This is a genomic window from Modicisalibacter muralis, from assembly GCF_900102945.1.
In the GTDB taxonomy this organism is placed as follows: domain Bacteria; phylum Pseudomonadota; class Gammaproteobacteria; order Pseudomonadales; family Halomonadaceae; genus Modicisalibacter; species Modicisalibacter muralis.
Genome location: NZ_FNGI01000001.1, coordinates 370,663 through 385,538, shown reverse-complemented (window position 1 = coordinate 385,538; position 14,876 = coordinate 370,663). Strand labels below are relative to the sequence as shown.

The 14,876-nt window shown below is 61.2% G+C and carries 17 protein-coding genes and 4 tRNA genes; 13 read left to right on the top strand and 8 right to left on the bottom strand.

What is annotated here, in order from left to right:
* Positions 1-2: 2 nt before the first annotated feature.
* From BLR92_RS01810 to BLR92_RS01795, 4 genes are all read right to left on the bottom strand, one after another.
* Positions 3-446 (bottom strand): DUF1161 domain-containing protein, encoded by a 444-nt coding sequence (locus BLR92_RS01810; protein WP_089724926.1) that lies wholly within the window; start codon positions 444-446, stop codon positions 3-5.
* A 63-nt stretch (positions 447-509) separates the two neighbouring features.
* A complete protein-coding gene (locus tag BLR92_RS01805) occupies positions 510-1,181 on the bottom strand; it encodes a glutathione S-transferase family protein (protein ID WP_089724925.1) in 672 nt (223 codons plus the stop codon).
* Positions 1,182-1,343: 162 nt separating this feature from the next.
* Positions 1,344-1,631, bottom strand: a complete 288-nt coding sequence (locus tag BLR92_RS01800) for an HlyU family transcriptional regulator (protein WP_089724923.1) — start codon at positions 1,629-1,631, stop codon at positions 1,344-1,346.
* 10 nt (positions 1,632-1,641) lie between these two features.
* Positions 1,642-2,862 carry an argininosuccinate synthase gene (locus BLR92_RS01795; RefSeq protein ID WP_089724921.1) on the bottom strand — a complete coding sequence of 407 codons (1,221 nt, stop codon included), beginning with the start codon at positions 2,860-2,862 and terminating at the stop codon, positions 1,642-1,644.
* Positions 2,863-3,033: 171 nt separating this feature from the next.
* Between BLR92_RS01795 and rnt the strand changes: the two genes are divergently transcribed.
* Entirely contained in the window at positions 3,034-3,699 is a 666-nt protein-coding gene (rnt, locus tag BLR92_RS01790; RefSeq protein ID WP_089724919.1) for a ribonuclease T, read from the top strand.
* A gap of 136 nt (positions 3,700-3,835) precedes the next feature.
* Here the strand turns inward: rnt and BLR92_RS01785 are convergent, their stop codons facing one another.
* Positions 3,836-4,180, bottom strand: coding sequence for a Grx4 family monothiol glutaredoxin (locus BLR92_RS01785; RefSeq protein WP_089724917.1), 345 nt, complete (start codon positions 4,178-4,180; stop codon positions 3,836-3,838).
* A 281-nt stretch (positions 4,181-4,461) separates the two neighbouring features.
* Here BLR92_RS01785 and argF point away from each other — a divergent pair, with 281 nt between their 5' ends.
* From argF to BLR92_RS01770, 3 genes are all read left to right on the top strand, one after another.
* Positions 4,462-5,379: an ornithine carbamoyltransferase gene (argF, locus tag BLR92_RS01780; RefSeq protein WP_089724915.1), complete on the top strand. Its 918-nt coding sequence runs from the start codon at positions 4,462-4,464 to the stop codon at positions 5,377-5,379.
* 23 nt (positions 5,380-5,402) lie between these two features.
* Positions 5,403-6,461 carry an ABC transporter ATP-binding protein gene (locus BLR92_RS01775; protein ID WP_245703896.1) on the top strand — a complete coding sequence of 353 codons (1,059 nt, stop codon included), beginning with the start codon at positions 5,403-5,405 and terminating at the stop codon, positions 6,459-6,461.
* 171 nt (positions 6,462-6,632) lie between these two features.
* Entirely contained in the window at positions 6,633-6,854 is a 222-nt protein-coding gene (locus BLR92_RS01770; protein ID WP_089724911.1) for a hypothetical protein, read from the top strand.
* Between the two features lie 136 nt (positions 6,855-6,990).
* Here BLR92_RS01770 and BLR92_RS01765 read toward each other — a convergent pair.
* Positions 6,991-7,066 (bottom strand) — tRNA-Ala (locus BLR92_RS01765).
* Positions 7,067-7,354: 288 nt separating this feature from the next.
* Here BLR92_RS01765 and uvrY point away from each other — a divergent pair.
* The 8 genes from uvrY to nadB all read left to right on the top strand — a co-directional run bounded on the left by uvrY (position 7,355) and on the right by nadB (position 13,718).
* Positions 7,355-8,002 (top strand): UvrY/SirA/GacA family response regulator transcription factor, encoded by a 648-nt coding sequence (uvrY, locus tag BLR92_RS01760; protein WP_089725938.1) that lies wholly within the window; start codon positions 7,355-7,357, stop codon positions 8,000-8,002.
* A gap of 68 nt (positions 8,003-8,070) precedes the next feature.
* The gene (gene uvrC / locus BLR92_RS01755) at positions 8,071-9,885 is read left to right on the top strand and encodes an excinuclease ABC subunit UvrC (protein ID WP_089724909.1); all 1,815 of its coding nucleotides are present in this window, start codon (positions 8,071-8,073) and stop codon (positions 9,883-9,885) included.
* Between the two features lie 60 nt (positions 9,886-9,945).
* Positions 9,946-10,494, top strand: a complete 549-nt coding sequence (gene pgsA, locus BLR92_RS01750) for a CDP-diacylglycerol--glycerol-3-phosphate 3-phosphatidyltransferase (RefSeq protein ID WP_089724907.1) — start codon at positions 9,946-9,948, stop codon at positions 10,492-10,494.
* Positions 10,495-10,554: 60 nt separating this feature from the next.
* Positions 10,555-10,629, top strand: a tRNA-Gly gene (locus BLR92_RS01745).
* Positions 10,630-10,734: 105 nt separating this feature from the next.
* A tRNA-Cys gene (locus BLR92_RS01740) sits at positions 10,735-10,808 on the top strand.
* A gap of 36 nt (positions 10,809-10,844) precedes the next feature.
* Positions 10,845-10,931 (top strand) — tRNA-Leu (locus tag BLR92_RS01735).
* A 41-nt stretch (positions 10,932-10,972) separates the two neighbouring features.
* Positions 10,973-12,148, top strand: coding sequence for an FUSC family protein (locus tag BLR92_RS01730; protein ID WP_089724905.1), 1,176 nt, complete (start codon positions 10,973-10,975; stop codon positions 12,146-12,148).
* Positions 12,129-13,718: an L-aspartate oxidase gene (nadB, locus tag BLR92_RS01725; protein WP_089724903.1), complete on the top strand. Its 1,590-nt coding sequence runs from the start codon at positions 12,129-12,131 to the stop codon at positions 13,716-13,718. Before BLR92_RS01730 ends, nadB begins: the two co-directional genes overlap by 20 nt.
* Here nadB and BLR92_RS01720 read toward each other — a convergent pair.
* Both BLR92_RS01720 and BLR92_RS01715 read right to left on the bottom strand, forming a co-directional pair.
* A complete protein-coding gene (locus BLR92_RS01720) occupies positions 13,701-14,108 on the bottom strand; it encodes a YgfX family protein (RefSeq protein WP_139171561.1) in 408 nt (135 codons plus the stop codon). The genes nadB and BLR92_RS01720 overlap by 18 nt on opposite strands.
* Positions 14,068-14,349, bottom strand: a complete 282-nt coding sequence (locus BLR92_RS01715; protein ID WP_089724899.1) for an FAD assembly factor SdhE — start codon at positions 14,347-14,349, stop codon at positions 14,068-14,070. The genes BLR92_RS01720 and BLR92_RS01715 overlap by 41 nt, the downstream gene beginning before the upstream one ends.
* 205 nt (positions 14,350-14,554) lie before the next feature.
* On the opposite strand from BLR92_RS01715, the gene BLR92_RS01710 reads away from it, so the two are divergent.
* Positions 14,555-14,851 (top strand): integration host factor subunit beta, encoded by a 297-nt coding sequence (locus BLR92_RS01710; protein WP_089724897.1) that lies wholly within the window; start codon positions 14,555-14,557, stop codon positions 14,849-14,851.
* The last annotated feature ends 25 nt before the right edge of the window (positions 14,852-14,876 follow it).

Here is a 14,876-nt window from a genome sequence, read left to right as displayed (position 1 = left end):
CGTCACCCGCGCCGATAGATGACCTTGTAGCGACCGGCGTGGCAGCTACCGACGATCTCGGCGTCGTTTTGGCGATCACCGGCCAAGGCGACGAGGCTTTCGGCCTCTAGCGTGGGAACCACTTCCAGGGTGAAACGAGGCACGTCGTTAGCGCGAATCTTGCGCTCGATCTCGGCCCGAAGGTCGGCGCAGGATTGCGGTATCGGCCCCGAATCAGGCTGAGGCTTGCTCGTCTTATCCGGCTGCTGCGCTTGGATTTGCTCGGCTTGCAGTGGCTCGATTTCGCTTGATGGATCGGATGCCGGCAACGCCATAGGCTCTACCGTTGTCGCAGCTTTCAATATCCTCAGCACTCGCTCGTCAATATCTGGAGCCGATTGCATGGTCTGTGCCATGGCAGGCGATGCCATCACGGCCAGCGACAATATTCCCATGATTCGTTTCATCGATATGCACTCCCTATTGCGGCATGGCTCGAACGGTACAGGCAGATAAGCAGGTTTAACGCCTTACCCCGGCAGACTGAACTCGCCGCCCTTCTCCATCGCGCGCTGGTACGCCGGTCGCTCACGCATACGTGCCAGGCAAGCCTTGACGTGGGGTCGGTCGCCAAAGCCACCACGCGCCTCCAGCGCCAGCAGCGGAAAGCTCATCTGGATGTCGGCGGCGGTGAATTGCTCGCCAGCAAACCAGGCCGACGCCGTGAGTTCACTCTCCCAGAAATCCAGATGCTGGCGAATCTGGGGGTCGAGAAACTTGGTTCTTACGCCTTCGCCGAGCATGCGGCCGATGGGACGAATCAACGCCGGCACCGGCGGTTTGCCGAGCCGCGAGAATATCAGCTTCATGACCAGCGGCGGCATCGCCGAACCTTCAGCATAGTGCAGCCAGTAGCGGTAATGGCGATATTCGGCACTGCCGCGTGGCGGAACCAACTGGTGCTGGGCATCGTAGGCATCGATCAGGTAATCGATGATCGCGCCGGATTCGGCGACGGTGATTTCACCATCGGTGATCACCGGCGATTTGCCTAGCGGATGTATCTTCCTGAGCTCGGGCGGCGCCAGCATGGTCTTGGGATCGCGACGATACTCGACGACCTGATAGTCGATGCCGAGTTCCTCAAGTAGCCACAATACGCGTAGTGAGCGCGAATTTTCTAGATGATGAACGGTGATCACGAACGTCTCCTTGTGTGAACTCAAGCGTGTGAATCGAACGTATGAACTCGACCGATCCGAGCCTAACAGGTTTTTACCCGAGCGCGTTCATCAGACGCATGAACGCAAACGGCACCCCGAAAGGTGCCGTCGCGATGCTTACAATCATTGCTAGCGCTACACTCAGCGTCCAAACATGTCATCGCCGATATCGTCGATAAACTGCTGAGCCTTTTTCACAGTCAACTCGACACAGGCCTCACGGCTACTGACCACATCCGAGCGCTCGAAGCGGTGTTCGAGCGTCTCGCCGCCTTCGACCGGCTTGCGAACCCAGCCGCTGACACGATACTGACCACCGGCATCCTGCGGGTCAGGAGTGATCAAATACCCGCGATAATCCGTCGCAGGCATTTCTTCGGCATTGACGTCGCCGGCCCGAAACAGACCGCCAAACAGCTTCTTGAGCATGAAACCTCCTCTAACCTGCGCTGCGCCCCTTGCCGGCAGCGATACGCAGTCGCAGGGCATTGAGCTTGATAAAGCCTTCGGCGTCCTTCTGATCATAGGCGCCGGCATCATCCTCGAACGTCACGATGGACTCATCGAACAGCGATTGATCGGATTTCCGCCCCACCACGCTGACGCTACCTTTATAGAGCTTCACACGCACCACGCCATTGACGAACGTTTGCGTCTCGTCGATGGCGGCCTGCAGCATCTTGCGCTCGGGGCTCCACCAGTAGCCGTTGTAGATCACCTCGGCATACTTGGGCATCAGTTCGTCTTTCAGGTGTGCCGCCTCGCGATCGAGCGTGATCGACTCGATGGCCCGGTGCGCGCGCAGCATGATGGTGCCGCCCGGCGTTTCGTAACAGCCGCGCGATTTCATGCCCACGTAACGGTTTTCGACGATATCGAGACGCCCGATGCCGTTGTCGCCGCCCAGCTTGTTGAGCTTGGTCAGCACCTCATGCGGCTTGAGCGCCTCGCCGTCGATGGCGACGATATCGCCCTTCTCGAAGGTCAGCTCGATATAGGTCGGCTCATCCGGCGCGGCTTCGGGAGACACACTCCAGCGCCACATGTCGTCTTCGGCTTCGGCCCACGGATCTTCGAGAATGCCGCCTTCATAGGAGATGTGCAGCAGGTTGGCATCCATGGAGTACGGCGACTTCTTCTTGCTCTTCGAGAAATCGACCGGGATGTCATGCTGCTCGCAGTAGTTCATCAGCTTTTCGCGCGAGGTCAGATCCCATTCGCGCCACGGCGCGATGACCTTGACGCCGGGCTTGAGCGCGTAGGCGCCGAGCTCGAAACGCACCTGGTCGTTGCCCTTGCCGGTAGCGCCGTGGGAAATGGCATCGGCGCCGGTCTGGTTGGCGATTTCGATCAGGCGCTTGGCGATCAGCGGGCGCGCGATGGACGTACCGAGCAGATATTCGCCTTCGTAAATGGTGTTGGCCCGGAACATCGGGTAGACATAGTCGCGCACGAACTCCTCGCGCAGGTCCTCGATGTAGATTTCCTTGACGCCCAGTGCCTCGGCCTTGCTACGCGCCGGCTCGACTTCTTCGCCCTGCCCGATGTCAGCAGTGAAGGTCACGACTTCGCAGCGGTAGGTTTCCTGCAACCACTTGACGATCACGGAGGTGTCCAGGCCACCTGAATAGGCGAGGACGACCTTTTTTACATCGGACATGCGGGGCTCCTTAAGTGGGAAAACACAACCGGACGGCTCAATCGAACAATTATAGCGCCCGCTGACAGTGGCGAACACCGCCGGAGCTGTCGGGCTTGCACCAAACTGCTAAACTCTCGGCCTGTGGCGCGGGGCGACCGCGGCCAAATCGATACGGGATGGGAGACATGCATGACCGAGGCGAACGCCCACGAGCTGATGGCTCAGCGCTTTCGTAGTTTCTTGCCGGTGGTAGTCGATCTGGAAACCGGCGGATTCAATGCCGAACGTGACGCCATTCTGGAAATCGCCGCAGTTACGCTGACCATGGACCCGCAGGGCAACTTGATGCCCGATGCCACCTTCGCCTTTCATGTCGAGCCCTTCGAGGGCGCCAACGTCGATCAGGCGGCACTCGATTTCACCGGAATCGACCTCAATAACCCGCTGCGCAAACGCGTGTCGTTATCGGAGGCCGATGCCCTCGGTGAAATCTTTCGCCCGGTACGCAAGGCCACCAAATCCAACAACTGCACGCGAGCCATTCTGGTCGGTCATAATTCGGCGTTCGATCACGGCTTCTTGAACGCGGCGGTGAACCGCTGCGGCATCAAGCGCAACCCCTTTCATCCGTTCTCGAGCTTCGATACCGCTACCCTTTCCGGGCTGGTCTATGGCCAGACGGTATTGGCCAGGGCCTGTCGCGCCGCGGGTATCGAATTCGACAACTCATCCGCGCACTCGGCCCGCTACGACACCGAGCGCACCGCCGAGCTGTTTTGCGCCATCGTCAATCGCTTCAAGGACCTGGGTGGCTGGAACCTGGCGCAACGCGAACAGGGCATGGAGGAAAGCTAGACTGGCGCTACGCGCCTAGCTGAAAGTACGACGCTACGCGTCTTGAAGCTGGAAGAGCGCCGCTTCGCGGCTGGAAGAAAACGATTAGAAGCAGAACCATTTTCGATTCTTCCCTCTTCCAGCCGCGCAGCGGATGTCAACTATCGCTTTGCTCGGTGTTAGCCTTGGCGGCCGTTTCCTTGACCAGCTTTTCCAGCTCGCCATTCTGGTACATCTCGACGACGATATCGCAACCGCCGACCAGCTCGCCGTCGAGCCACAACTGCGGGAATGTCGGCCAGTTAGCGTACTTGGGCAACTCGGCACGAATGTCGGGGTTGTCCAGCACGTTGACGAAGGCGAAGCGTTCGCCACAGGCCATCAGCGCCTGCACGGTCTGCGCGGAGAAACCGCACTGTGGCAGTTGCGGCGTGCCTTTCATGTAGATCAGGATCGGGTTTTCACTGATCTGCTGCTGGATGTTCTCGAGAGTGGTGCTCATTGGAAATTTCCTTGCGGGGCGTCAGGACGAGTCGCCCGGTGCCGCGCTGGCGGTGTGTGATTTCTTGCCCCCATTCTACTGATGCATGGCGCCGAAATCAGCCCCATCGACGACGGATATCGCGAGTGCGTTGCGCCGCCCCCGTGGGATGGCTAGGATGGAGGTTTTCCGCGCGACCGGACGCAGCAGTGGCGTCGTGGTCGGGGCGCCGATGGCGTGGTCTTAACCTCCACCCTTCGGCGCCCTTTTCGTTCGCGGCATGCCGATGACAGGAGCTTGCCATGGCGACACGCCATTTTCTGACCCTGCTGGATCTGACACCCGATGAGCTCGCCTACCTGATACAGCGGGCAATCCGCATAAAAAGCGCGCTCAAGTCTCAGGGGCCGGCCTATACGCCGTTCGCCAACCGCACCCTGGCGATGATCTTCGAGAAGTCGTCGACGCGTACCCGGGTCTCGTTCGAAACCGCGATGGCGCAATTCGGTGGCCATGCGTTGTTCCTGTCGCCGCGCGACACCCAGCTCGGCCGTGGCGAACCGATCGGCGATACCGCTCGGGTGCTGTCACAGATGGTCGACGCGGTGATGGTCCGCACCGCCTCGCATGCCGACATCGAAGCGTTCGCCGCGGCCAGCTCGGTACCGGTGATCAATGCGCTGAGCGACGACTGCCACCCCTGCCAGCTGCTTGCCGATATCATGACTTGGATCGAATGTCGGGGTTCGGTCAAGGGCAAAACGGCGGTGTGGATCGGCGATGGCAACAACATGTGTCACTCGTGGATCAATGCCGCCCGCCAGTTCGATTTCAAGCTGCGCGTCTGCTGCCCCGAAGGCTATGACCCGGACTCGGCGGTTCTCGCCGCCGCCGGCGAGCGGGTCACGCTGATGCGCGACCCGCGTAAGGCGGTGATCGACGCCGACCTGGTCACCACCGATGTGTGGGCCTCGATGGGCCAGGAGCAGGAACAAGCCGAACGCGAACGCGCCTTCAGCGGCTTTCAGGTCGACGAGGCGATGCTCGACGAGGCAGCCGGCGACGTGCTGTTCTTGCATTGCCTGCCCGCGCATCGCGGCGAGGAGATCAGCCAGACCCTGCTCGACGATCCGCGCGCCGTGGTCTGGCAGGAAGCCGGCAACCGGCTGCACGCCCAGAAGGCATTGCTGGAATTTCTATTGCTGGGCCGCGTGGATTGATCGAGATGGCCGAGACACAGCCTGTGAGTCAAGCCTTGCTGCGTGTCGACGACCTCGAATGCCGCTACGACACGACCGTGGTGATACGCCATGCGCATTTTTCGCTGAATCGCGGCGATATCTGCTGCCTGCTGGGGCCGTCGGGCTGTGGCAAGACGACGCTATTGCGTGCGATTGCCGGCTTCGAGCCAGTGGCCAACGGCAGCATAGAGCTGGATGGCGAGCGCCTTTCCGATCCCAATACGCTGGTGGCACCGGAAAAACGCCAGGTCGGCATGGTGTTTCAGGATTATGCGCTGTTTCCCCACCTTAGCGTCGCCGACAATATCGCCTTCGGCCTACGCCGATTGACCGCCGGACAGCGTCGCGTGCGTGTCGACGAACTGCTCGAGCTGGTCGAGCTAGCACACCTGGCCCAGCGTTATCCGCATGAACTCTCCGGCGGCCAACAACAGCGCGTCGCCCTGGCGCGAGCATTGGCGCCCCAGCCGCGGTTGCTACTGCTCGACGAGCCGTTTTCGAATCTTGATGTGGAGCTGCGCCGCCAACTCAGCCAGGAAGTACGCCAAATACTCAAGCAGCTCGGCATCAGCGCCATCATGGTCACCCACGATCAGCAGGAAGCCTTCGCGCTGGCCGATCAGGTCGGCGTGCTCCACGGCGGTCATCTGCATCAATGGGATTCACCCTATAACCTCTACCATGAACCGGCGACCCGCTTCGTCGCCAATTTCGTCGGACAGGGTTTTTTCCTACCGGGCGTGATGAAGAATCGCGAGACGGTGAATACCGAAATCGGCGAAATCACCGGCAACCGGGCCTACTCGTTCGCGCCACGGACTCCGGTGGACGTGCTGCTGCGCCCCGATGACATCGTTCTCGACAAGAGCAGTCCGCTCCACGCAGTGGTCGAACAACGCACCTTCGCCGGCTCGAACACGCTGTATCGCTTACGCCTACCATCGCAGCAGGTCGTCGAGGCCTTCTTCAACAGTCATGACGCCTTCTTGCCCGGCGAGCGGGTGCCGGTGCGTATCCAGGCCGATCACCTGATTCTGTTCGAACGCCGGGACGCCGTCTGAAGCACAGTTCGCACAACCCTTTGGCATTAACCCGCTAGACCCGATATCGGCCACTATGGCCATTATCATCAGCCCGCATCGCAGCAATAAATCCATGCCCGCACATGAGCCAATATCCGACAATACGAAGGCACGCTCGGCTTACCCTTGGCTATATCAGGGAGGCTCTGTATGCACCGGATTGGCTGGCTGGTCGATGTCAGGGAAAACCATGTCGTGACGTGTTCATGTGGTAACGCCGAAATAACCGCCGATACGCCGCGCCACTGGTCGGCTTTCCTCGCCCGCGAACTGGATAGCCGAAGCCAGGCGCATTTCATCACCTGCACGCGCTGCGGTAACGGGCAACGCGCCCAGCCCAGCCGACAGCGACTACTGCGCAGCGTGAGCTAGCCATTCCCCATCGCGCCGCGCATACCCATACCCCACCCTACTTGATGCAATCTGCCCTACCAGCCGCGCATGACACTTGCCCAACGAAAGTAGCCGCCTGAGCATATGCCCAGGCGGCTACTTTGTGAATTCATGTTGGTGGAGCCTAGCGGGATCGAACCGCTGACCTCCTGCGTGCAAGGCAGGCGCTCTCCCAGCTGAGCTAAGGCCCCACTTACCGCGTTCGACGGGAGCAGCCGAACAGCGCCGCTAACGCGGGATGCTACTCAACGGCACAGTCCAATACTTTCGCAGTCCACCTACTGCAGCCGCGAGATTGCCGATTGCCGTTGAGGTGAAAAATGCTACGGATCGGCACAGCCGGCGTCAAGTGGCCTTAATCGATATTGTGCACTAGCATCAGCTAGTTACTTAATATTAAACTGATGTAATGCTTCGGTATGATGCCGGCGCTCAATTCCCTCATGCCGTTCTCCACCAACATCATGCGAGGAGCGAATTTGATCAGAGTTCTCGTCGCAGACGATCACCACCTTGTGCGCACCAGCATCGCTCGAATGCTGAACGCTGAAAGAGGCTTGCGCGTCATCGGTGAAGCTGCCGATGGCGAAGACGCCATTAGTCAGGCGCGACGCAAGCGCCCCGATATCGTGCTGATGGACATCCGCATGCCGGGCATCGGCGGTCATGAGGCCACCCGCAAAATCCTGCGGGGCATGTCGGATATCAAGGTCGTCGTGCTAACGGCCTATCTCGAGGAGAAATTCGCCCAACGGCTACTGGATGCCGGCGCCAGCGGCTTCATCACCAAGGGCAGTGAACTGGAAGAAATGGTCAGGGCGATTCGCACCGTGCATGCGGGGCAGCGCTATATCAGCCCGGACATCGCTCAGCGACTGGTGCTCGCCAAACTCAATGCCGAGGAAAACCCCTTCGATGACCTGTCGAGCCGCGAATTGCAGATCGCAGTGATGCTCATCAACTGTCAGCGGGTCGGCGATATAGCGGACTATCTTTATCTAAGCCCCAAGACCATCAATACCTACCGCTACCGTATCTTCGAGAAACTCGGGGTACTATCCGATGTCGAATTGACTCACCTCGGGCTACGCCATGGCCTGGTCGATGGCTATCGCAACGAGGATTGACACTGGCGACGTCACACCGCCGGTGATCTGATATTCTGTCGCTTCTCCATCCTGCAGATCGATTCGGCATGAGCTTCGACGCCAAGCATTTTCTCAAGACCGTCAGCGAGTCGCCGGGCGTCTATCGCATGCTCGACGACCAGGGCAACGCGCTCTACGTCGGTAAGGCCAAGCGCCTCAAGGCGCGTCTGGCGAGTTATTTTCGCGGTGCGCTGAACACCAAGACACAGGCGTTGGTGGGCCGCATCGCCGACGTGCAGGTAACGATCACCCGCAGCGAAACCGAAGCGCTGCTGCTCGAACAGACGCTGATCAAGGAACTGCGCCCGCCATACAATATTCTGCTGCGCGACGACAAATCCTACCCCTATGTCTTCGCCAGCGACCGCCACCCTTACCCGGCGCTGGAGTTCAAGCGCACTCGCCACAAGCGCAACGACGGCCGCTATCTGGGTCCGTACCCCAGCTCGCATGCGGTGCGCGAGAGCCTGGCACTGGTGCAGAAGATATTTCGCATTCGCAATTGCGAAGACAGCGTGTTCGCTCACCGCGCCCGGCCCTGCCTGCAGTATCAGATCCAACGCTGCAGCGCCCCTTGCGTGGATTACATCAGCGAAGAGGATTACCGTCGCGACCTCGAGCACGCCGTCATGTGCCTGGAGGGCAAGAGCGAGAAGGTCACGCAGCAATTGAGCGAGTCGATGGAGGCCGCCAGCCGGGCGCTGGACTTCGAGGAGGCCGCTCGCCTGCGCGATCAGATTCAACAGTTGCGCCGACTGCAGGAGCGCCAGATCGTCGATACCGAAGCCGGCGACGCCGATATCTTCGCCTTCGCCGAGCGGCCGGGTGGGCTTTGCATCAGCGTACTGACGATACGCCAAGGGCGCATGCTCGGGGCGCGTCACTACTCGCCCGGCAATGGCCTGGACTTGCCCCCCGATGAACTGCTCGGTGAATTCATCAGCCAGTTCTATCTCGGCCAGGGCCGCGAACTGCCCCAGGAAGTGATTACCAGCCACGCCCTGCCGGACAGCGACCTACTGCAAGCGGCACTCGCCGAGCAAGCCGGCAAGCGCATTCGCCTGGCGCATCAGGTGCGGGGCCATCGTGCCCAGTGGCTGCAACTGGCGCGCACCAATGCCGAGCAGCACCTGGCCACACAGATGGCCAACCGCACGCAGCTATCCAAACGCTTCGAGACACTGCGCGATGCGCTCGGCATGCAAACCACCCCGGAGCGCCTGGAGTGCTTCGACATCAGCCATAGCCATGGCGAAGCCACGGTGGCATCGTGCGTGGTGTTCGATCAGGATGGCCCGGTAAAGTCCGATTACCGGCGCTTCAATATCGAAGGCGTGGCGGCCGGCGACGACTATGCCGCCATGCGCCAGGCGCTGATCCGGCGTTTCAAGCGCCTGCAACAAGGCGAAGGCAAGTGCCCGGATATTCTGCTCGTCGATGGCGGCAAGGGTCAGCTCAATATGGCCCGCGAGGTCTTCGCCGAACTCGAGGTGGTCGGCGTGCGCCTGGTCGGCGTGGCCAAGGGCACCACACGCAAGCCGGGGCTCGAGACGCTGTTCATCGAGACCGTCGATAATACGCTGAGCCTGGACGGCGGCTCGCCGGCGCTGCATCTGATTCAGCATATTCGCGACGAAGCGCACCGCTTTGCGATCACCGGGCATCGCCAGCGTCGCGACAAGACACGTCGCACCTCGACGCTACAGGATATTCCCGGCATCGGCCCCAAGCGTCGCCGCGAACTGCTGCGTTTCTTCGGCGGGCTGCAAGGCGTGAATCATGCCACCCGCGATGAGCTCGCCCGGGTGCCCGGCATCAGCGCCAGTCTCGCTGCCTCCATTCACCAGGCATTGCATGGATGAAGCACCCGGCTACGGATAGAATGAACGCTCTCGACCACCGGCAAGGACCGACATGTCCCGATGAACATACCCAATATTCTGACACTCGCACGTATCGTGTTCATCCCGTTGCTGGTGATCCTGTTCTATCTGCCGTATACGTGGAGCATACCGCTGACCGCGGCGCTATTCGGCATGGCCGCCTTGACCGACTGGCTGGACGGCTATCTGGCTCGCCGGTGGGACCAGAGCACGCCGTTCGGTGCCTTCCTCGACCCCGTGGCCGACAAGGTCATGGTCGCCGTGGCTCTGGCGCTGCTCATCGAGCGCTTCGATAGCGCCTGGCTGACCCTGCCGGCGCTGGTCATCATCGGCCGTGAAATCGTCATCTCGGCGCTGCGCGAATGGATGGCCGAGATGGGCAAACGCGGCAATGTCGCCGTGTCCTGGGTCGGTAAGGTCAAGACCACGCTACAGATGATCGCGCTGCTGTTGCTGTTGGGTTCCATGCCGGGTAGCTGGATCGCCCATCTCGGCGTAGTGACGCTATATGTCGCGGCGGTACTCACCCTGTGGTCGATGATGCAGTACCTGCGCATGGCCTGGCCGGAACTCTCCAAATCGATGTGACCGGGTGCGATAAGCATTTGACAGGCGCGCACTTCTCTGTAGAATGCGTCCCCGAGTCGAGCGGGAATAGCTCAGTGGTAGAGCACAACCTTGCCAAGGTTGGGGTCGCGAGTTCGAATCTCGTTTCCCGCTCCAAAACTCCCATTTCGGTGGGGAGCAGGCCAACGAGGGTCGCGATCTGGTGTGCCAGTCCGATCGATCTCGTTTCCCGCTCCAATGTTTTTGTAACATGACTCCTGAGGCTGGATGGCAGAGTGGTTATGCAGCGGACTGCAACTCCGTGTACGCCGGTTCGATTCCGACTCCAGCCTCCATATTCCTCTCTGGCCTGACCGGCTAACCCAATCCCCGCCCGGATGGCGAAATTGGTAGACGCAAGGGACTTAAAATCCCTCGGTGGCAACACCGTGCCGGTTCGATTCCGGCTCCGGGCACCATCGTCGTCTGATGGCGTACTTCAGATCAAGGTTCATCGCCGATGTCACTGTTGCGTCTGCGCGATCCCTACTTCAATTATCATCATCGCCATCGCCTGCATGTGCTGCGTACCAGCCTGGCCTTGACCATCACTTTCGCCGTCATTCACCTTTTCCAGATCCCTCACAGCAGTTGGGCCCTGGTCAGCACGCTGATCGTGATGGGCAATCTGCCGCATATCGGCGGCGTGCTCGATAAAGGTAGCCAGCGCTTGCTGGGCACGTTGCTCGGCGCCACCTGGGGAATCGTGCTGATGTTGATCCCCAGTCCACCGCCGGGAGTGATTCCCGTCTGGATCTTGATCAGTATCGCCATTGCGACCTATGCCACCTTTACTAGCCGGTATGGCTACAGCGCACTGATGTTCGGCATCTCGCTACTATTGGTGGCCGGCAGCGGCAACCACGACCTGTCCATCGCACTGTGGCGCGCCTTCAATGTTCTGCTCGGTACGCTGGTCGGCATGCTGGTAACGATTCTGGTGCTGCCCCAGAAGGCCACCGACGTGCTGCGCTTCCTGCTTGCCGACAATCTCGACAAGCTCGCCCGCCTCTATCACGCTCACACCCGAGCCAGCGCCGCCAGCGATATCGACACTCGGGCGCTGCTCAAGACCACCACCCAGCAGCTCGTCAAGCAGCGCGGTCTGGTCGATGCCATTCACAGCGAGCGGCGCCTACGCCGCAACGAGCTCGACGACCTTATCTCGTTGCAGCGACGCATGCTCTCCACCGTCGAACTGCTGCTGGAAACGCATTGGACGACCCGCGAGGGGCATGATCGCATCGATGCCATGCAGGGGCTGCGTGAAGAGCAGCACCATCTGGCGAAGGTGTTGGGAACGCTGGCCTTCCAAGTACGCACCGGGCAGCCTGTCGATGTGCAGGTGGGCCGCTTCGACCTGCAAAGTTATGCCGAACAGGCCACCACCGCACGCGGCGAGAATGGGCGCACGCTATTCAGTCCCAGCGGTTATCTATGGCTCAATCGCGAACTGGCGCGCCAGACCAGCGAACTCAGCGTGCGCCTGGGCAGTCTGCGGCGCCTGCCCAGCAAGCGCCTGCGGCGTCGCGCCAACCGTCACACGCTGATCAGCGACGCACGCCGGCTGGTTACCGGCAACCCCGAACGGGACAATCAAACGGGAATCGACAAAGATGATTCGCAGCGATCATGACGTTCTAATCATCGGCGGTGGCGTCGCCGGCCTGGCGCTGGCACTGGAACTCGCCGAGCACCGCCCGGTGACGTTGCTGCGCCCGGCACAGGACGATATCGGCGCCAGTCGCTGGGCTCAGGGCGGCATCGCCGCAGTATTGGCGCCACACGACACCACCGAGGATCACGTTCAGGACACACTGATCGCCGGTGATGGCTTGTGCGATGAAGCCGCGGTACGCTTCACCGTCGAAAACGGCCGCGCGGCCATCGACTGGCTGGTCGCGCTCGGCGTGCCTTTCACGCCGGATGTCACTCCCGACGCGCCCTACCCGTTTCACCTGACCCGCGAGGGTGGCCATGGCGCACGGCGCATCATTCATGCGGCGGATGCCACCGGCCTGGCACTGATCGATACGCTGATCGAACATGCAAGACGCCATCCCGCCATTGAGTTGGTAAACGACCTGCAAGCCATCGAGCTACTGCGCGACCACAACGGGAACTGCCGTGGCGCGCTGTGCCTCGACACCGCCGATCGGCCACACATGCTCGCGGCGCGCGACACCATACTGGCTACCGGCGGCGCCAGCGGACTCTACCGGCACACTACCAGCCCAGCCCCAGCCTGCGGCGAAGGCATGGCAATGGCCGCCGCGCTCGGCGCCACGCTCAAGAATTTGGAATTCCAGCAGTTCCACCCCACCTGCCTCTATGATCCCAGCGGCAATCCGTTTCTGATCAGTGAGGCGGTACGCGGCGAAGGTGGCATTCTGCGGGACGCCCAGGGGCGGCGCTTCATGCCCGATTATGATACCCGCGCTGAACTGGCGCCACGCGATATCGTCGCGCGCGCCATCCATGCCGAGATGCTGCGTGCAGGCAGCCCACATGTCTTGCTCGACGTCACCCATCTCGAACCGGCAGCGGTACGCGAGCATTTCCCGACCATTCATGCCCACTGCCTGACACGCGGCCTGGATATCACTCGCCAGCCGATTCCGGTGGTACCCGCCGCCCACTATAGCTGCGGTGGCATTGCGACCGATCATTGCGGCGCCAGCGACGTAGCGCACCTCTACGCGATTGGCGAAGTCGCTTATACCGGCCTGCATGGCGCCAACCGCATGGCCAGCAACTCATTGCTCGAGTGTCTGGTGTATGCGCGCGGCGCCGCTCAGGCACTGCACGCGCCCCTCGATGAAAATCATGCCGAACCGCTCACCCCGGAGTTTGCAACGACGCCGGCGAGCCAGCCGGGCGTAGCGGATGACGAGATCGCCAAGGCACTGGCGGCATTGCGTCGAATCATGAGCGATAGCGTGGGGATCGTGCGCAGCGATGTCGGGCTCGCCGCCGGTAGCGAGGCACTACGCCGCTTGCACATCGAAAGTGCCCCGCTGTGGCTGCACAATGCGCCGACCCTGGCGCTGGCCAGGCTACGCCATGCCCTGCAACTTGCCGAACTGCTGATTGCCGCCGCCCATGCACGCCGTGAATCGCGGGGCCTGCACTTCAACCGGGACTGCCCCGACCATGCGGAGGGCCAGGCCAAACCCTCGGTGTCGCACCTAACGTTGCGACGTTGATTTGTTCCACAACAGCACCCGGCGCAACGCCCGGCGTTCGTCGAAACTGGCGCTGTCCGGCCACAGCCAATGCCGCCGGCCGGCGATGCGCAAACCGATCAGCCAGGGGCCGAGATAATCGCAGCACAGCTCCACGGGGCGCCATTCACCGCTGCGACCGGGCTGTTGCTGCCAGCCGCCCTCGATGCCAGGCACCCAGCGCAACCGCCACAAACCGACCCGGCGGCACTCGCGCCAAACCGCCGCGCATAACGCCAAGACCGCCGTGACGGTTAGCCACGGCGGCCCATACCGCGCCACGACCAGGCAGGTGGCCAACCCGAGCAATGCGGTGACCGTCAGCGCCAGCCTAGAGGGTGCGATACTGATCGTTACCGGTTGTTTCAGCATATTCGACGATCATCTTGACGACGCGACGCAGCGCATCGTCTTGGGGCCACTCACGGCGCATCAGCCATACGAACAGATCCTGGTCTTCCTCTTCGATCAACGCGCGAAACGCCTCCCGATCGCGCTCGTCGAGTTCGCTGTAGCGGTGCTCGAGAAATGGAACCAGCAGCAGATCGAGTTCCCACATGCCACGGCGGGAATGCCAGTACAGGCGCTTGAGAGTGATGTCTTCGCTCACCATGGGCCTCGAAAGTCACGAATTAAGGGTGGCGGCAGTATACCCGAGGCTTTCTCGCCACGACATGCATGCCACGAACCGCAGAAAACCGACTACCTTTTGCTTGTAAGCTAGTGCGTTGTTTTCTCACGGTTTGGGCAGTATGCTGAGCGAAACAACAAGACCTTGGCTCCTGCCGCCTACCGGCAATGCCGCACGGAGATACCCGATGACTAAATCCGAGTTGATCGAGCAGATCGCCATGCGACAGCCAGAGCTGTCGATAAAGGAAGTCGAGGCTGCGGTACGTATCATTCTCGACGACATCACGGAGGCCTTGGCCGACGGCGGTCGCGTCGAGATACGCGGCTTCGGCAGCTTCTCGCTGCATTACCGCGAGCCGCGCCTGGGCCGCAATCCCAAAACCGGCGATCCAGTCGATCTGGATGGCAAGTTCGTGCCACACTTCAAGCCGGGCAAGGAACTGCGCGAGCAGGTGAATGCCAGCCGCGCGCTAGGCTACTGACGCCCGGCCGCTACCGAATTCGAAA